The 17,488-nt window shown below is 60.8% G+C and carries 14 protein-coding genes and 1 pseudogene; 8 read left to right on the top strand and 7 right to left on the bottom strand.

The genetic code is table 11. The annotated features are described in order from the left end of the window. Window positions 1-14: 14 nt before the first annotated feature. Together P3T43_RS04145 and P3T43_RS04150 are read right to left on the bottom strand one after the other, a co-directional pair. Window positions 15-1,301 (bottom strand): MFS transporter, encoded by a 1,287-nt coding sequence (locus P3T43_RS04145; protein ID WP_429279768.1) that lies wholly within the window; start codon window positions 1,299-1,301, stop codon window positions 15-17. A 68-nt stretch (window positions 1,302-1,369) separates the two neighbouring features. Continuing rightward, entirely contained in the window at window positions 1,370-2,590 is a 1,221-nt protein-coding gene (locus P3T43_RS04150; protein ID WP_429279769.1) for a pyridoxal-phosphate-dependent aminotransferase family protein, read from the bottom strand. A 158-nt stretch (window positions 2,591-2,748) separates the two neighbouring features. Between P3T43_RS04150 and P3T43_RS04155 the strand changes: the two genes are divergently transcribed. The 6 genes and pseudogenes from P3T43_RS04155 to P3T43_RS04180 all read left to right on the top strand — a co-directional run bounded on the left by P3T43_RS04155 (window position 2,749) and on the right by P3T43_RS04180 (window position 10,116). Further along, a complete protein-coding gene (locus tag P3T43_RS04155; RefSeq protein WP_429279770.1) occupies window positions 2,749-3,474 on the top strand; it encodes a GntR family transcriptional regulator in 726 nt (241 codons plus the stop codon). Between the two features lie 503 nt (window positions 3,475-3,977). Beyond that, a pseudogene (locus P3T43_RS04160) lies at window positions 3,978-4,812 on the top strand (cation:proton antiporter); the annotation flags it as partial. 300 nt (window positions 4,813-5,112) lie between these two features. Further along, window positions 5,113-6,072, top strand: coding sequence for a GlxA family transcriptional regulator (locus P3T43_RS04165; RefSeq protein ID WP_429279771.1), 960 nt, complete (start codon window positions 5,113-5,115; stop codon window positions 6,070-6,072). Window positions 6,073-6,154: 82 nt separating this feature from the next. Then, the gene (locus tag P3T43_RS04170; RefSeq protein WP_429279772.1) at window positions 6,155-6,907 is read left to right on the top strand and encodes an SDR family oxidoreductase; all 753 of its coding nucleotides are present in this window, start codon (window positions 6,155-6,157) and stop codon (window positions 6,905-6,907) included. Between the two features lie 541 nt (window positions 6,908-7,448). Then, window positions 7,449-9,176 carry an IlvD/Edd family dehydratase gene (locus P3T43_RS04175; RefSeq protein ID WP_429279773.1) on the top strand — a complete coding sequence of 576 codons (1,728 nt, stop codon included), beginning with the start codon at window positions 7,449-7,451 and terminating at the stop codon, window positions 9,174-9,176. Between the two features lie 16 nt (window positions 9,177-9,192). After that, complete coding sequence (locus tag P3T43_RS04180) at window positions 9,193-10,116, top strand: dihydrodipicolinate synthase family protein (RefSeq protein ID WP_429279774.1); 924 nt, start codon at window positions 9,193-9,195, stop codon at window positions 10,114-10,116. Window positions 10,117-10,316: 200 nt separating this feature from the next. Here P3T43_RS04180 and P3T43_RS04185 read toward each other — a convergent pair whose 3' ends face one another. From P3T43_RS04185 to tnpA, 5 genes are all read right to left on the bottom strand, one after another. Beyond that, window positions 10,317-10,787, bottom strand: a complete 471-nt coding sequence (locus P3T43_RS04185; RefSeq protein ID WP_429279775.1) for a hypothetical protein — start codon at window positions 10,785-10,787, stop codon at window positions 10,317-10,319. A 967-nt stretch (window positions 10,788-11,754) separates the two neighbouring features. Further along, on the bottom strand, window positions 11,755-12,942 hold the full coding sequence (locus P3T43_RS04190; protein ID WP_429279776.1) for an RHS repeat domain-containing protein: 1,188 nt from the start codon (window positions 12,940-12,942) through the stop codon (window positions 11,755-11,757). Between the two features lie 184 nt (window positions 12,943-13,126). Further along, window positions 13,127-14,689, bottom strand: a complete 1,563-nt coding sequence (gene tnpC / locus P3T43_RS04195) for an IS66 family transposase (RefSeq protein WP_429279777.1) — start codon at window positions 14,687-14,689, stop codon at window positions 13,127-13,129. 32 nt (window positions 14,690-14,721) lie between these two features. Beyond that, entirely contained in the window at window positions 14,722-15,072 is a 351-nt protein-coding gene (tnpB, locus tag P3T43_RS04200) for an IS66 family insertion sequence element accessory protein TnpB (protein WP_429279778.1), read from the bottom strand. Then, a complete protein-coding gene (gene tnpA / locus P3T43_RS04205) occupies window positions 15,048-15,551 on the bottom strand; it encodes an IS66-like element accessory protein TnpA (RefSeq protein ID WP_429279779.1) in 504 nt (167 codons plus the stop codon). The genes tnpB and tnpA overlap by 25 nt, the downstream gene beginning before the upstream one ends. Window positions 15,552-16,107: 556 nt before the next feature. Here tnpA and P3T43_RS04210 point away from each other — a divergent pair. Next, window positions 16,108-16,419, top strand: a complete 312-nt coding sequence (locus P3T43_RS04210; protein WP_429279780.1) for an ArsR/SmtB family transcription factor — start codon at window positions 16,108-16,110, stop codon at window positions 16,417-16,419. Next, entirely contained in the window at window positions 16,416-17,420 is a 1,005-nt protein-coding gene (locus tag P3T43_RS04215) for a 3-oxoacyl-[acyl-carrier-protein] synthase III C-terminal domain-containing protein (RefSeq protein ID WP_429279781.1), read from the top strand. Before P3T43_RS04210 ends, P3T43_RS04215 begins: the two co-directional genes overlap by 4 nt. Window positions 17,421-17,488: the final 68 nt, after the last annotated feature.

Below are 17,488 nucleotides of genomic sequence, written 5' to 3' on the forward strand. Positions count from 1 at the left end.
GCGTAGTGGGGCCCTTACACCTTGAGGCCAGGTGCCGGCTGCGTGCCCGGCGTCGCGCTCACTTCGAATCGGCTTTCCGGTTGCATGCGGAAGGCGAGGACGACGCCAATGCCCATCAATAGCATGCTGCCGACAAACGGCAATTCCCAACTGCCGAAACGGTCAATCAGAAAGCCGCCGACGACCGGCGAGATGATCGCCGCCAGAGCCGAACCGGTATTCATCATGCCGCTGGCGGTCCCGGAGTATTCGGGTGCGATGTCCATCGGAATGGCCCACATGGGTCCAATCGTCATCTCCGCGAAGAAGAAGCCCGCCGACAGGCACGCCATGGAGACATACAGATTGTGCGCGAACATCAACGGCACCAGCACGGCGAGCGTCAACAGCATGCAGACGGACACCATCCAGCTGCGTGCACGTTTCAGACTTCCAGTGCGCCTGAATATCCGGTCTGTCACGATGCCGCCAAGCGTGTCACCGAGCACGCCCGCGAAAAACACCGTCGAGGCGAAGATGGCCGACTTTTGCAGATCGAGGTGGTAGCTATGCAGAAAGTACTGCGGAATCCAGCTCAGAAAGAGCCACAAGGTCCAGCCGTAGCAGAAGTACACAATCGTGACCGGCGCCATGCGGCGAAACAGGGCTTTCCACGGGATGTTCGCCGTCTTTGGCTTGGGTAGCGGCAGCACCTCGAGTTCGTCAGTCGTGATGCGCGGATGGTCCTTCGGATGTTCTGTAAAGGTGACGGCCCAGACGATCACCCACACCAGGCTCAGCACGCCGCAGATGTAGAACGATTGACGCCAGCCCCAGGTCGCCATTACGAGCACGATCGCACCGGGCGCCACCGCATTGCCGATACGCGAGGCCGCGTGCGTGATGCCTTGTGCGAAGCCGCGCTTTTCTTTGGCGACCCAGCGCGCCATGGCCGCGGTCGCGGCCGGAAACGTCGCGCCTTCCCCGAAACCCAGCAACAACCGCGCTGCGAGCAACGAAGTCAGGCCCCCGGCCAGGCCCGTCAGGATGGTGGCCAGCGCCCACACCGCGCCGCAGCAGATCAACGTGCGCCGTGCGCCGAACCGGTCGCTCACCCAGCCGCCGATAATCTGAAACACGAGGTACGGATAAGCGAAGGCCGAAAAGACGAGGCCGATCTGCGTATGGGAAAGCTGGAACTCCTTACCAAAGCCGGCCGCTGCGGTACTGACGTTGACCCGGTCAAGGTAGGTAATGAAATACATGATGCACAGCATTACTAAAACGATACTGCTCGCACTGGTCACTCGGAACCGCTTCATCGTCCGTCTCCGTTGCTGGTATCGACCGCGCGCCTGGAACGGCGTGCTGCGACGTTGATCCCCTGGGCTCAGGCCGCGACCTTCAATCCTGCACGCGGCGCCTGGCTGGCGAGCCACTCCATTGCCGCCGGCAAACCGCTTGCGGCAACCGGCACACCCGCCAGTTTCAGACCCATTTCGCAGCCGGCCAGCGTCGCCAGCAAGGTAAGGTCGTTGCAGTCGCCCAGATGACCGATGCGGAACATGCGGCCTTTCATCTTGCCGAGACCCGTTCCGAGCGACATGTCGAAGCGTTCGTAGATGGTTTTGCGCACGGCGTCGGCGTCGATCCCCTCGGGCATCATCACGCCCGTCAGCACGGGGCTATACACGGCGGGATCGGCGCACTGGATCTCGAGACCCCACGCCCGCACGGCACGGCGGCTCGCTTCGGCGAGGCGTTCGTGACGCGCGAAGACGTTGTCCAGTCCTTCGCCCAGAATCATGTCGAGCGCTTCCGACAAGCCGTACAGCAGGTTCGTGTTCGGCGTGTACGGCCAGTAGCCGGACTTGTTCATTTCAATGATCTCGGTCCAGTCCCAGAAGCTGCGCGGCAGCTTTGCCTGCTTGCTCGCAGCGATGGCTTTTGGCGAAACCGCGTTGAAGCTGATGCCGGGCGGCAGCATCAAGCCCTTTTGCGAGCCCGACACGGTGACGTCCACGCCCCATTCGTCATGGCGATAGTCGGCGCAGGCCAGACCCGAGATGGTGTCGACCAGCAGCAATGCGGGGTGTCCGGCGGCATCGATCGCGCGGCGTACGGCGGCGATATCGGACGTGACACCCGTCGAGGTTTCGTTGTGCACCACGCAGACGGCCTTGATCGTGTGCTGCGTGTCTTCACGCAGACGCGCTTCGATCAACTGCGGTTGCACGCCACGGCGCCAGCCTTCGATACCCGGCAGACCGAGAAACTCCGGCTTGAGCCCAAGGCTCTCCGCCATCTTTTTCCACAGCGTCGCGAAATGGCCTGTCTCGAACATCAGGACGTGGTCGCCGGGGCTCAGCGTGTTGGACAACGCGGCTTCCCACGCACCCGTGCCCGAAGCCGGATAGATCACCACCGGTTGCTGGGTCTTGAAGATCTTTTTGATGCCGTCGAGCACCTTCAGGCCGAGCGCGCCGAATTCCGGGCCCCGGTGATCGATGGTCGGGTAGCTCATCGCTCGAAGAATGCGGTCCGGCACGGGGCTCGGCCCCGGAATCTGCAGGAAGTGACGGCCGGCAGGATGAAAGTCGAGCTTCAGCATGAGTCTTCTCCAATTGAATTTTGCATTCAAAAAACTATATCAGCAGATCGGTGACAAACCCAAGGCAAACCTACGCTACAGATACCGGTGTTTACCCGCTAACTTCTCTGGCATCAGGTTCCTATAAAATCGCTTGAAACGGGTATAAGGGTTTTTGTATGCAAAATTCGGATTTCGAAACGGACACCCCTAGCGCCCCGCTCATGCCAAAGGTGGAGCGGCAGCGGCTGCACGACACCGTCGTCGATCACATCAGGCGCTTTATCGTGGAAGGCGTGCTGGAGCCGGGCAAAAAGCTCAACGAGCGCGAGTTGTGCGAGACGCTCGGCATTTCGCGCACGCCGTTGCGGGAAGCACTGAAGGTGCTCGCCGCGGAAGGGTTGATCGAGATCTGGCCGAACCGCGGGGCGTCGGTGTCGAAGATGTCCGAGGCGGAGTTGCGCGAGACCTTCGAACTGATGAGCGGGCTCGAAGCGTTTTCCGGCGAGTTGGCAGCCGAGCGGATCACGGCGGTGGAGCTGGCCGAGATCAAGGCGCTGCACTACGCGATGCTGGCGTGCCGCGCGCAAAACGACCTCGCGGGCTACTACAGCCGCAATCAGGCGATCCACGACAAGATCAACGAAGCGGCGCGCAATTCGGCCTTGCGGCAGACTTATATTTCGGTGAACCGACGATTGCAGGCGCTACGGTTTCGCTCGAATTTTCAGATCCCGAAGTGGGACCGCGCGGTGCACGATCATGGCGAGATGCTGGAGGCGCTGGAAGCCCGCGACGGCAAGAGGCTGAGCGCGATCTTGCGGCAGCATCTGCTGGATAAGCGGGATGCGGTGTTGCAGGTGCAGTCACGGGAGGATGCGGCGGGGGGGACGTTGAAGGCTTGAGGGGCAGTGTAGCCTTGTATTCAACGATCAAGCCGAACGGCTCATTCCCCTCATGTCCCTGATGTTGGGGGCACAAGGGAGAACAGCCGTTGGCTCGGTCGTTTAGATCACGTTGACGACGGCTCTATTTTTAAAGTGCTCTGGCGGGCAGTTGAAGAACGGATAGAAATTTCTCGCGCATTCCATTACCTCTGTCGGCCCGTACAGGACCCCCGTGCCCCATGACCTATCGCCAAATGCGATCCACTCACCCCGCACGGGAATCACAACATAGTGTTCAGAATTGGTCCCCAACGAATCGGCGAGACTACCACCCGGATCTTCCAGCAGAAATTCGAAGAATTCGTCGTCCGTATTTGCTGCCCGATGCACGAAACCGGGGTACTTTCCAAAATGAAAATTAAAGTAATCAAACGGGTCCGGTTTCAACACCAGAGTGGCAAAGTCAGTCGTACCGTTAAGGGAAAGCAGCGATCCACTGTTAGTCTCCTCGTTGCTGATCGGAATACCTGATGATTACGGCGTCGGTACTGACCGCGTGGATCAGCTATATCGTCGGCGAAATGCTCCACGTCTCCGGTGTCATCGCTACCGTGAGTTGCGGCATGATGCTCGGCTAGCATCAGCACGAAATTTTCTCCGCCGCGGTGCGGCCTTCTGGCAGGTCGTAATCTTCCTGATGGAAGCGCTGGTCTTCATTCTCATCGGCTTGTCGCTGCGAGGCGTGATCGTTCGGCTCGGTGGACTGGGTGACGCGCTCGTCGTCTTTGCGCCAGCAGTGGCTGCGGTACTGGCCGCTGTCCTTGTTTCGCGCTTTGTCTGGGTCTTCAGTGTCGAAGCGTTGAACGGCGCGCTATGCAAATTCTTGCGACGCCGCAGTGCCGCGCCGGACTGGCGTTCCGCGACGGTCACAAGTTGGGCCGGCATGCGCGGCGTCGTCACGCTCGCGATCGCCTTGTCGTTGCCCGATTCGATGCCCGGCCGCGATCTGATTCTGGTCGCCGCATTTGCGGTGATTCTCGTGACGGTGCTGGGTCAAGGCACCACCATCGGTCCGCTGATCCGCTGCATCCAACCCGCGCATGCACCTGACACCGAGGATCCACTCCTGACCGAGCCGCAGGCCTGGGCGCGCCTCACAGAAGCCCATCAACTCGAAGCCGCCTACCCAGCCGAAGAACGCGCCGCGCACTACAACGTCGTCCTCGCGGCGATTGCGGCGGGACGCACGGAATTGTTGCGCATGCATCGGTCGGGGCAGATCGACGACAAACTGCTCACCCTTCTCAATACGATCTCGACCTTCAGGAGATCGCTGCACAGCATGGACACGGATGATCTTGCGCGGCACGCAACAGTCTCGCCTCGCCGCTCCCGAAAATCCTCACCTTTGATGCAACGCCCCATGCAAATGGCCGCGCAACGTACGTAAAGGTGAGACTATTCGGGACCGCGAGACGTGAGTCGTCCGCTTATCAGGCCCATCACCTTTGCATGCAAAATCGAGTCCCTGGAAATCCTCACCTTTTCCGCAGTTTGCTATGCTGCTCCGAGACCTGGCTGCCGGACCCGATCATTGAAGCGCAGTCTGGATCAATGCAATAGGCAGGTAGCACCTGTTATCAAAGAGGTTATTCGATGCCAACCGTCGCAGTCGCGATCTTTCCCGGAGTGCAAGCACTTGATGTCGCAGGACCGGTGGATGTCTTTTCGGAAGCCAACCGGTTTCTTCCGCGCGACGCGCACTATGAAGTGACCTTGCTGAGCGCGCAACCAGGCGCATTGCGCGCCTCCAATGGCATGGCACTCGTCGCCGACGACACGTTCGACGGAACCCGACGCAGCTTCGATCTGGCGCTGGTGGCCGGCGGCCCCGCGTTGCCGGAGCGCGAGCCCGACCCGCAACTGACGGAGTGGCTCACGAGCGTCGCTGCGCGTTGCACACGCTACGGGTCGATCTGCACGGGCGCCTTCGCGCTCGGTCACGCGGGTCTGCTCGATGAACGCAGCGTAACGACCCACTGGCAACACGCCGAGCAACTCGCCATGCAGTTTCCACGCGCCCGCGTCGACCTGGACCGCATCTATCTACGCGACGAGCGGCTCGTGACGTCAGCCGGCGTCACAGCGGGGATCGATCTGTCGCTCGCGCTCGTCGCCGAAGATCATGGACCCCGCACTGCGCTCGCGGTGGCCAAGCGCCTCGTCGTCTTTGCCCAGCGCCAGGGCGGGCAATCGCAGTTCAGTCCGTATCTGACCGCGCCTGCGGACGAAACGTCGGCGGTGGCAAAGGTGCAGGCCCATGTGATGGAACGCATCGGTGAACGCTTCACGGTCAAGCAACTCGCCGATGTCGCCGCCATGAGCGCACGCAATTTCGCCCGTGTTTTCGTGGAGGAAACCGGCGTCACGCCGCACGAGTTCGTCGAACGAGCCCGCGTGGACGCGGCCCGCAAGCTGCTCGAAAGCAGTGCCGCCGCACTCAAGGCGATCGCCTACGACTGCGGCTTCGGCACCGCCGACCGCATGCGCATCGTGTTCGTGCGGCGCATCGGCGCGACGCCGCTGCAGTACCGGGAGCGGTTCCGTTCCACATGAGGAGTGCGCGGTACGCGTTACAGCAGACTTCGCGTGCATGGAGGAAAATACGAGGTCTTCCCTGTTTTTCTTGAGCACTCTCATGACCCAACGCATCATTCGCGCCATCGTGACCGGCCACACCCGCGGCCTCGGCGCTGCGCTCGCGGAACAACTGCTGTCGCGCAACATTGCCGTGCTGGCACTCTCGCGCTCGCGCAACGCGGCGCTCGCCCAGCGTTATCCTCAGACAATCGAAGAGGTCGAGCTCGATCTCGCGAATCCGGAGCGCGTCGCGCAATGGATCGCGGGCGACACGTTACGGCGCTTCGTCGACGGCGCGGATACCGTGCTGCTGATCAACAATGCGGGCGTCGTGCAGCCGATCGGCCCGCTCGATACCCAGGACGTGGCCGTCATTGCCAGCGCCGTCGGTCTCAACGTCGCGACGCCCATGATGCTGGCGAGCGCCGTCGCCACGGCCAGCGTCAACGCCAGCGACCGGCGCATCGTGCACATCTCGAGCGGCGCGGGCCGCAACGCCTACCCCGGCTGGAGCATCTATTGCGCAACCAAGGCGGCGCTCGATCACCATGCGCGCAGCGTGGTCCTCGACGCGAATCGCGCGCTGCGAATCTGCAGCGTGGCACCTGGCGTGATCGACACTGACATGCAAGGCGAGATTCGCGGCAGCGGCAAAGAGAAATTCCCGTTGCGCGAGAAGTTCGAAGAACTCAAACGCGACGGCCAACTGGTTTCGCCAGAGCAATGCGCCACCCAGTTGATCGACTTCGCGCTGAGCGATACCTTCGGACAAGAACCCGTCGCGGATATCCGGCAGATAACCGTGAGTTGAAGTTGCACGCCCGACTCACCTAAGGCGCTGCGGCGCTTCACTCCCGAATATCCTCACCTGTCACCGCTTCGCACGTGTGCAAACGTCTAACGCGAGACGTTTGCACGCGCCTGCGCGGCGCTGATCTCGCCGCACACCATTTATTCATAAATCGCGCTCCTGTATGCCATTTAAGCGGGATCGGGCTTGGCTGCGTCCAGCATGAGCCCTGCACCAGGCCGCCCTGGAACGAGCCATTTCGCCGGAAGGTTCGACGTCATGCCCACACGCTTTTTGTACTCCCGAAAACCCTCACCGCTCGCTGAACGATACACGGGTCACGCCTACGTGGACGTGATTTGCCGCCTCCGCTTTCAGAACACATGCGCTATATTGATGGACCGTCGCGCGCAGGTTGACGGACATCGGAGCCGCTCGTAGAGTCCAAGGCAGGCAATCAACGTCGCAGCGTCGAGACTTCGCTCGAATCTCGTTGACTCTGCGAGACGACTTGCCTGTCATCCACCGATCCCGCTCATGAAGCACATGAAAGGAGACACGTGTGAACAGCCCCGTCAAGAGACCGCTGCGTAGCCAGGCCTGGTTTGGCAAAGCCGACAAGGATGGCTTCATTCATCGTTCGTGGATGAAGAATCAGGGATTGCCACATCATGTGTTCGATGGCCGGCCGGTAATCGGCATCTGCAACACGTGGTCGGAACTGACGCCGTGTAACGCCCACTTCCGCGAGCTGGCCGAATACGTCAAGAAGGGCGTGTACGAAGCAGGCGGCTTCCCGGTGGAGTTTCCCGTTATGTCGCTCGGTGAATCGAACCTGCGGCCGACGGCCATGTTGTTTCGCAATCTGGCTTCGATGGATGTCGAGGAGTCGATTCGCGGCAATCCGATCGACGGCGTCATCCTGCTGTGCGGCTGCGACAAAACCACGCCCGCGCTCATGATGGGCGCAGCGTCGTGCAATCTGCCCACGCTCGCCGTCTCAGGCGGCCCGATGCTCAACGGTCGCTATCGAGGCCAGACGCTGGGCTCGGGTACCGGCGTCTGGCAAATGTCCGAACAGGTGCGCGCAGGGACCATGGACATGGAGCAGTTCATCGAAGCTGAAAGCTGCATGAACCGCTCGCGCGGCCATTGCATGACCATGGGCACGGCCTCGACGATGGCGAGCATGGTCGAGGCGCTCGGTATGGGACTGCCGCACAATGCCGCGATTCCCGCTGTCGATGCGCGCCGCCAGGTCCTCGCGCACATGGCCGGACGCCGCATCGTCGAGATGGTCAACGAAGATCTCACGATGGATAAGATCCTGACGCGCGCCGCCTTCGAAAACGCGATCCGCGTCAATGCGGCCATTGGCGGCTCGACGAATGCTGTGGTGCATCTGCTGGCGATTGCCGGACGGATCGGTGTCGACCTCAAACTGGAAGACTGGGAACTCGGCTCTGAAGTACCGTGCCTCGTGAACCTTCAGCCGTCGGGCGAGTTTTTGATGGAGGATTTCTATTACGCCGGCGGCTTGCCTGCGGTGCTGCGCGAACTCGGTGAAGCGCAGCTGCTCCATCGCGACGCGCTGACCGTCAACGGCCGCACCCTCTGGGACAACGTCAGCAACGCCGAATGTTTCGAGCGCAACGTCATTTTCCCGCTTGAGAAACCTTTCAAGGCCAAAGCGGGCATTGCGGTGTTGAAGGGCAATCTGGCACCGGATGGCGCCGTCATCAAACCTTCGGCCGCGACCGCGGCACTTCTGCAACACCGCGGCCGCGCGGTCGTGTTCGAGAGCGTCGAAGACCTGCATGCGCGGATCAACGACGACAGCCTCGATATCGACGCCAGTTGCGTGATGGTGCTCAAAGGTGCCGGCCCGAAGGGTTATCCCGGCTTTGCGGAGGTCGGCAACATGCCCTTGCCACCCAAGGTATTGAAGCAGGGTGTGACAGACATGGTGCGTATCTCCGATGGCCGCATGAGCGGCACCGCCTACGGCGCGGTGGTCCTGCACGTGGCCCCGGAAGCGGCGGCCGGCGGGACGCTGGCGCTCGTGCAGAACGGCGACATGATCGAACTCGACGTCGCGGGACGGCGCCTTCATCTCGATGTCGACGATGCGGAACTGGCCCGCCGCCGCGCGGCGTGGCAAGCACCGCCCACGCCACAGCGCGGCTGGTACAAGCTGTATGTGGAGAGCGTGCAACAAGCCAATCTGGGCGCCGATCTGCAGTTCCTCGTCGGCTCCAGCGGCGCAGCGGTGCCGCGCGATTCTCATTGATCGAGCGAGAGCCGCCATGAACCCGTCAAACGCAAATCCGCCGGACATCGCGGGAATCTATCCGATCCTTTACGCATTCTTCGATCGCGACAATCAACTCGATCGGGAAGCGATGCGCAGACAGATGCAAGCCGTGGTCCGTGCGAACGCCCCCGGCGTCGCCATGCTCGGTCTGGCGACTGAAGTCAACAAGCTCTCGCGCGCGGAACGCGAGCAGGTTATCCAGTGGGCGCGCGAGGATAGCGGCGGCGCGTTGCCGCGCGCGGTCACCATCAGCGGCGCGACCGTCGAGGCCCAGCGCGAGCTTGCGCGCTTCGCGGTGGAACACGGTGCAGACTGGCTGATCCTGCAACCGCCTGCGTTACTTCCGGGCAGCGCGCGTAAGCCCGAGACGTTCTACTTCGATTTCTTCGCCACCGTAATGGCAGGGTTCGACGTACCAGTGGGCATTCAGAACGCCCCCGAATATCTCGGCGTGGGTCTTTCGGCCGACAACCTCGAACGGCTCGCCGCACAGTGTCCGAACTTCCGGGTGCTCAAAGGAGAAGGGCCCGCAATCGTCCTCGCGGAGACAATCTCGCGAATCGGTCATCTGATGCCAGTACTGAACGGACGCGGCGGCCTGGAGTTAATCGACAATCTGCGCGCCGGATGTGCAGGCATGATCGTGGCGCCTGACTGTTTCGACTGGCAACAACGCATCTATCAGGCTTTCACGAGCGGGGACCTCGCTCAAGCGGAGGCGCTCTACCGGGATGTGTTGCCGGTCATCGTGTTCGTGATGCAGTCGCTCGATACGCTAATCTGCTACGGCAAGCGCATCGCCGCGTGGCGCATGGGCTTCGAGGTACTGCACGATCGCGATACGAAATTGTTGCCGAGCCGCTTTGGGCTCGATGCGGCTCGGCGCTTTGCTGATGCACTCGGGCCGCTGGCGTGAGTGGCTCCCGGATATGCGGAGTCGGCTGCGTATCAGGCATGCTGACCGGACCGATTTTGCGTCTGGATCGAACATGCCCGACGTCTCTTTGCGACGCACGCTCCCGAAAAAGCTCACCTCTATGGAATGCAACGGCATGAGCGCGAACCCAAGCTCGTGCTCGCGGCGTTCCCTCGTTGTTACTGACCGCTTGATCCTGCTCAGTTCGGCGCGTTGGTCTGGTGCGACGGTTTGGCTGGGCGCCCTGTCTTGACCGTTTCGACCGCAGCAATCGCGTCGAGCAACTGGGTCAGCGGAGCCGCTTCGAGCAGCAGCAGACCGGCTCGTAACAATTCGCTCTTCTTGACGGCCACGCCCGCGCTCAGACATTTCTGCTTCAACTCGCCGAGTTTCTCGTAATCGGCTTTCGGCATGGTGAAACTGTCGCGGACCACTTTCTCTTTCTTCACGCGTTTCGATTTTTGCTCGACCGCCACGCTGACCGGTTCGACTCCTGCAGTGTTGCCACGCTTCGCATTCGCACGCGTCGGATTCGACCGGACCGTCTTGGCCGTCACCGCTGTCTTCTTCGGCGGCTCGACCGCTGCGCTAACGCCTTCCGCACTGCCATTCGGACGAGCGGGCGATGGAGTTGCCTTCTTTGCCGGCTTTCTGGTGCTGGATGTGGCCATAGTCATCATCTCCGTCGGGGAAACAGTGAAAAGAGTATATATCGTTTGTCCTGTTCTCCCGGCGATGCGCTAGTCCAGATAGAACGGCGTGTCGTCAATGAAGCTCTCGCCAAAACGCTTCGATAACTGGAACCTCACGCCGAATACATCGGTCCTGCTGCGACTCAATACACGCGCGAGTCTAAGCGCGGCTGACGGACCCTATGCGACCTGGGATCAATTTATCCACAGATTCTGTTCGCAAGGCTGTGGATAAGTTTCTCCCCACAGCGCTGAACCCCATGCCATAAGGCTTTGCGGGCCATGTGAGGGGAAATTGCGCATTCCCCACAGGCCGCCAAGCATCGTTCCCCCAAGTTTCCCCACACGCTGCGGCGCGGGGAAACCGTCTTTCCCCTCAATGGGAAAAGGCCGACACATTAGACATGTGTTTTGTAAAACACTCAACCTACCGGCGATTCAGGTGCCGTTTCTACAAGTCACGTGTTGAAGCCGGAAGCTGACGGGTTGGTTGTGCACGCTGTGGTGCACACACGATGGGGAACGTCAGGAACGTTCCCCACGACGCGCGATGATAGGGCTACAGCTCCCAGCGCTGCCCGTCTTCCGTGACCAGCCAGGCGTACGGCAGCATGGGTCTTCAAGCACTGGAATGTTATTGAACCAGCACCCGTCGTATGTGACGCCAGAACGCCGTATGCTCAGTTCCTTGCGTAACATGCGCTTGTGCCCGGGATGAAGAACCAGCTCCACAGGTTCCTCGCCCCGATGCTCTTTCAGATACCGGTAAAGCCCATCCGTGATAAAGGCGCAGGCGCTCATGCCTGGCCGGACACCCAACGTCATAAATCACACCTCCATGATTTTTTGCCGGTTCACGCTACCGCTTCTGCGGAGGCCCAGTGACGAGCAGCCCGCTTCGATGCTGGCCTGATTCATGGCACTAGCGGGCTACCCGATGGACAGGCTACTCCTCTGACGGCCGATCGATCGGCCCTTCCGAAACGCTCATGAATTGCTTGATACTCGGCTGCCCCAGCGCAATCGTGTTAAGCATCCCTACGCCAAGCTGTCGCGCAAATTCGTCGTCAAGCTTGAAATCGTCTTCATCAGCCAGCACCACGCCCATTCGCCCGGCCAGGAGTGGAGTCAGCATGTTTGGCTCAATTGTGTAAGCGATTAACTGTTGCAGGTTCTCGTCGTAGCTTAGAACCACGGAATACGGCGGATGTTTAGCCATCAATAGCCTCTGCATTCTTGATATCTTGCGAACGCCTACCATACACAGCGCTTGCATACGCTTGCTTCTCGGGCCGGCGAGCGCGGTGCACAAATCTCGATCGTACTCGAATTGGCTATAGCACTCACTCTCGTGATCCTCCCTGCCGCCGCACCTAACCATTCCGCCATCACCACCAGCAGCCCCAAAGAGCGCGCTGTAAAGCGTCGACCTTTTCGCTGAGCTGGTCACATCGGGTACGAGGACAGGATAAGGGATCTGCGCCTGGTCGCTCAGCATCAACTCTATCGTCTCGGCCCATACTAGAAGTGTAGCGCTCAGTTCACGTCCGAAAAGTTTCCCCACTGGCTCAGCTTTCCACGGCATGTAGCACTCGACGCACATGCTTGGCACGAAGGGCTGGGCATCTGTCTGGAGTCCAGTGAGATTAGCAGGCGGCGCGACCGGGTCATTGCCCAGCTCCCAGTTGGTAAGCCAAACGCCCAGCTCTGCGTCGCTGATCGGCTGCCACCATGCGCCGTTAGTTGAAACCTTCGCTGAATGTGACGAAACCGAGCCATTCGCCGCGTACTGGTAATCGACTGCCAGTACACGCGCGAGTCCCCCATTCACTGAACTTGCCGGCTCGTTATACCCAAAGGACTTTACGCGACCGCGTTCATCGTATCCGATGCTTGCCTGACCACTATTACCCGCTATTTGCGTCGCGCGGTTCTCGGCGTCACGACCGAGGGTTCGCATTGCCCAACCCGATACGGCGTCCAGCGTCGTCGCGATGTTGCCACGCGCGTCATACGTGTAGGTCCAGTCTTCAGTCTTTGCACCATTCCGTACGACAGTGGCAGACAGAAGACGGCCCGCCTGATCGTAGCGCGAGCCTACTGTCATCTGATCGCCCGCCGCAACCGCCTGCATCCCCTGTTCGCCCGTCAGGTCGGTTGTCTGCCACTCTGCGTAGCCGGTGACGTTACCTGCTGTGTCGTAGACGAACGCCCTGATCTTTCCAGGTGTCGCGACCAGATGCGGGCGCAGCGAACTGCTGTCACTGTACTCAATGGTTGTTACTGTCTTGTTGTAAGCGCTCTTTAAATGACGCCCCTCAGAGATGCCCGGTCGTGGCCCATGGCAGAAGCGCAGCGTAGTCGTCGGCGGTTGTCGCCTTAGGCAGTTCCGCAAACAGGCGCACAAGGTATTGGTAGGGTTCGATTCCGTTGGCCTTCGCAGACTCGACGAGCGAGTACAGATTGGCACTGGCGTGTGCGCCGGCCACCGTATCGGCAAACATCCAGCCCTTGCGACCGACGACAAACGGTCTGATCGCGTTTTCACACAGGTTATTCGAGATCGGCCAGTTGCCGTTCTCAACATAGCGGATCAATTTGGGCCATTGGCCACTGGTGTATTGCAGTGCCTTGCCCAGCAGACTCGACGGCACGACTGTCGGCAGATTCTCGACCAGCATACGTTCAAGGATGGCGAGCACGCGGGTGCTGTAGCGCGTGCGCAGCCGGTGCCGACGTTCAGGTTTCCACTTCGCGCTATGCGCCTCGGCAGCGAACAGTCTGCCGATCAGTGCGATGAACCGCGTGGCTAGCAGCGCTGGTGAACGTGCGGCTTTGGGCACGCTCTCCTCAGCCTTGATGAAGCCACGGCGCACGTGCGCCCAGCATCCCAGATGCACAAGCTGGTAGTCGTGCGCGATGCCGTTGTACAGCTCATATACATCAGTCATGAATGCGGCTCCCGGCATTACACCGGCATACAGCCGCTGCGCATGCTGCGCACCTCGCCCCGGCGAGTAAGAGAACATCCGCACGGGCGGTCCCGATCCGTTGACTTGCGCCCACAGGTAACTCTTCGACTGCGGCCTTCGCCCCGGCTCCTTCAGCACCTGGAAGGTCGTCTCGTCTCCATGAATCACCTCCGATTCAAGCAGGACATCGCGCATCAGGTTGATCACCGGCTGTACGGCCAGACCCACTCGCACCACACTTGCGGCCAGCGTGTTCGAAGAGATGTCACCGCCGAAACGGCGTAATAACATCGCCTGGCGATATAGGGGCATGCCGTACTGATACTTGCCGGTGATGATCCACGCCAGCGCAGATTCAGTGAGCAGGCCACGCGGGATGATACGGGCAGGCGCTGGCGTGACCTTGATGCCCAGATCGCAGCATGGACAAGCGTATTTGACCCGTTGATGCTGGATGACCCGCACCTGCTCGGGAATCACGTCGAGCTGTTCGCTCGTCTCCACGCCGATCTCGACCAGTGCATGGCCGTCATGTGAGCAGAACCGCTCCGACTCAGGCAGTTCGTGGCGCACGACTTCACGAGGCAACCCTGGATCAAGCGGCTTGCGACCGCGCTTGTTACGGGTATGGCCTGCGACCTGTGTGCCGGGTTCGTCCTCGCGGGCTGGCGCCGCGTCGGCGTCAGGTGCCAGCGCCTCGGCTTCGTTGAACAGACCGAGTTGATCAGCTTCACGTGCTTCGCTCGATGCGCCGAACAGCTCGCGCTTGTAGGCGCGCAGCCGCTCTTCTGCCAGATCCCGTTCGGCCGTCACAAGCCGCAGCTCGCCGCGCAACGCATCGCGTTCGGCGCGGGCGGTGAGCAGTGCCTGGTACTCCTCGGCACTCAGCGTGACGTTGTCGTTCGGCATGGCCAGTTAGACCACACCGGTGTGTCGTGCGTTCAGCCAATCCGTTCGTAGTATCGTCGGGGATGCTTCTGGATGACGGCCAGATCGATGCCATCAAGCAGCCAGTGCAGTTGCTCGACGCTTAGAGCGATGGTCTCGCTTCCAGATGGCCAGATGAAGCGGTCGGCCTCAAGTCTCTTGAGCAACAGCCAGAAGCCGTTGCCACTCCAGCCGAGTATCTTGATGCGGTCGCGCCGCCGGTTTCCGAACACGAACAGCGCCGACGCCATCGGGTTCAGCCGCATTGCCTGCTCAACCAGAATCGACAGCCCATTAATGCTCATGCGGAAATCGATGGGCTCCCGATGCAGGTAGACCTTCAGTCCGTCGTCGAACCGGAACACGGTACCCTCCCGAGCATCTGGACAATGGTCGCAAGCTCCTCAATCCCCGTCTGGCCCAGTTCCAAACAAACGCCGTTGGGCAAACGAACGTTCAGCAAGAACCTCGTGGCTGCCTTAACCGGTGCCGGCGTCGCCGTCGAGGGAACGACCTGCATGAAGGCTGGCTCGTCTAACGACGCGGCCGCCGGTACCTCTCCCGGAGCCTGGCTGGCCAGTTCATGCGCGATGCCGGCCAATCCGGCCCGACCTTGCTCGCGCTGGTACTGCGAAATCCAGGTCCGGACGAGGTTCGGGTTGATGCCATGATCCATGGCTGTCCGCGCTATCGATACGCCAGGCCTGAGACATGCCTGTATCAGCTCGCGCTTCGCCTCCTCGTCGTACTTGCGCCGTCCGCCCCGCTTGCTACCCACTACCAGACGGCTCTGCAATCCTTCCTCTTCGTCGCTCATGTACACGTGCCCACGTTCGTTGAACATGGACACGTAGCCTCTGTGAATCAGCCGCCCAATGGAAGGGTGTCCTTCAAAGACCGCTTACGATTAAACAGAACAGATGTTTGTGGGTGTGTTGCGTTGCAGGAAGAATTTATCCACAGATTCTGTTCGCAAGGCTGTGAATAACTTGCGGGCAATTGAGGCAAGTGGTTGAAACACTTGAGGTTACGATCCGGGAGTCAGACGCGTGCAGAATTCGGCCTTGCAGTCGATGAACGCAACGCGAGCGAGTTGGGAAGGTGATCTTCAGTCGCACGAGGATCTTCACCTGCGTTCGACGAAAGATGAACGCAATACGCATGCGTGACCGCACCTGTTCATCATCACGCGCAGCTCCCGAATAAGCTCACCTTTGCAACAAATCTCTTATTAGTCAGCATTCCCAGGTAAGACACCCTGTACACAACCTGATAGCGACCAGGCCTGATCCGCACCCTGCGTTGCCTCGCAACGATATCCATTCCCGCTCCCGAATATCCTCACCCTATGCCGAATAAAAACCTTGACCTCACATAACTACATATCTAGATTTATAGATATGCAAAACGCCTATGCCAACAGCATTCCCGCTGACTGGGAGCAATTCGCCGCCGTGTTCTCTGCGTTAGGCGACAGCTACCGGCAGCGCATCCTGCTGTTCTTCGAACCGGGTGAGCGGCTGACAATCAAGCAGATCGCCGACGTGCTCCCACTCAGCCGTACCGCCGTCCTGCATCACGTTCGCGTGCTGCAGTCAGCCGGTCTGCTGGCGAGCAGCAAGGAGGGCCGCGAAGTGTTTCTCACGGTCAACAAGGCACTATTGCTGGACGCGCTGACCAGCACGGCCCGCTACGCGGAGGTGGCGATATGACGAATCATCGACGCAATATCCGCATCTGCGGGACGGGCGTCGCTGTACCCGAGCAGGTGTTGACGAGCGATGAGATCGACCAGCGTTTCGGCCTGCCGCCCGGTACGGTCTTCAGGCGATACGGGGTGCGCACGCGTCATCGCACGGTGCACGAAAACTCGGCTTCGCTCGCGGTCGCCGCTTGCGATGCAGCGCTTGCGCAGGCGGATCTGCGCTGGAGCGACATCGACTGCCTCGTCAGCGCGTCCGCCACGATGGATCAAGCGCTGCCCTACAACGCCGCCATGATTCTGGCGGCGCTCGATGGCCGTGCCAGGCGGATTACCGCCTTTGACGTGGGCGCCAGTTGTCTATCGTTTCTGGTGGCGCTCGATACGCTCAGCTATCTCGTTGAAAGCGGCCGGCACCGGAATGTCCTGATCGTCTCCGCCGATATCGCCACGTTCTCGCTCGACTGGTCCACGCTCGGCGAATCGGCGATTTTCGGCGACGGTGCCGCCGCCGCCGTGATCCGCAAAGCCGCGCCGGGCGAAGCCTCGTCCATCCTGGCCTCACGCATCGAAACCTATCCCGAGGGTGCCGCCTATTGCCACATCAAGGCCGGCGGATCGCGCTACCATCCGCGCCGGCTCGCCGGCAGCATCGACCCCTTGGCCCTGTTCCACATGGACGGACCGCGCCTGTTCAAAACGGTGTCGCGTGAGATGCCGCGCTTCGTCGACGACCTCCTCGATGATGCAGCGCTGACCCTCGATCAGGTGCGTCTCGTCGTGCCGCATCAGGCTAGCCGCCTTGCGCTCGATCACCTCGCCAAACGATTGCACGTCGAAGCGGCCCGCACCATCGACATCCTCGCGGATTTCGGCAATCAGGTCGCGGCGTCACTGCCGTCCGCGCTGCATCACGCGCTCACGGCCGGACGCGTCGAGCGCGGTGACCCGATCATGCTCATCGGCTCAGGCGCAGGCCTGACGATCGGCGGCATGGCGCTGGTGTACTGACATGCCCATGCAGATGCCCATGCAGATGCACTCCGACGCTCCGTTACGCATTTGCCGCCCACGGCATG

Origin of the sequence: Paraburkholderia sp. GAS41 (assembly GCF_050436545.1) — a bacterium.
Classification (GTDB): domain Bacteria; phylum Pseudomonadota; class Gammaproteobacteria; order Burkholderiales; family Burkholderiaceae; genus Paraburkholderia.

Excerpts from the sequence above, each read along its gene's own strand:
- P3T43_RS04145 (WP_429279768.1), bottom strand. The coding sequence starts at position 1,301 with ATGAAGCGGTTCCGAGTGACCAGTGCGAGCAGTATCGTTTTAGTAATG.
- P3T43_RS04150 (WP_429279769.1), bottom strand. The coding sequence starts at position 2,590 with ATGCTGAAGCTCGACTTTCATCCTGCCGGCCGTCACTTCCTGCAGATT.
- P3T43_RS04155 (WP_429279770.1), top strand. The coding sequence starts at position 2,749 with ATGCAAAATTCGGATTTCGAAACGGACACCCCTAGCGCCCCGCTCATG.
- P3T43_RS04165 (WP_429279771.1), top strand. The coding sequence starts at position 5,113 with ATGCCAACCGTCGCAGTCGCGATCTTTCCCGGAGTGCAAGCACTTGAT.
- P3T43_RS04170 (WP_429279772.1), top strand. The coding sequence starts at position 6,155 with ATGACCCAACGCATCATTCGCGCCATCGTGACCGGCCACACCCGCGGC.
- P3T43_RS04180 (WP_429279774.1), top strand. The coding sequence starts at position 9,193 with ATGAACCCGTCAAACGCAAATCCGCCGGACATCGCGGGAATCTATCCG.
- P3T43_RS04185 (WP_429279775.1), bottom strand. The coding sequence starts at position 10,787 with ATGGCCACATCCAGCACCAGAAAGCCGGCAAAGAAGGCAACTCCATCG.
- P3T43_RS04190 (WP_429279776.1), bottom strand. The coding sequence starts at position 12,942 with ATGCAGGCGGTTGCGGCGGGCGATCAGATGACAGTAGGCTCGCGCTAC.
- tnpC (WP_429279777.1), bottom strand. The coding sequence starts at position 14,689 with ATGCCGAACGACAACGTCACGCTGAGTGCCGAGGAGTACCAGGCACTG.
- tnpA (WP_429279779.1), bottom strand. The coding sequence starts at position 15,551 with ATGTTCAACGAACGTGGGCACGTGTACATGAGCGACGAAGAGGAAGGA.
- P3T43_RS04210 (WP_429279780.1), top strand. The coding sequence starts at position 16,108 with ATGCAAAACGCCTATGCCAACAGCATTCCCGCTGACTGGGAGCAATTC.
- P3T43_RS04215 (WP_429279781.1), top strand. The coding sequence starts at position 16,416 with ATGACGAATCATCGACGCAATATCCGCATCTGCGGGACGGGCGTCGCT.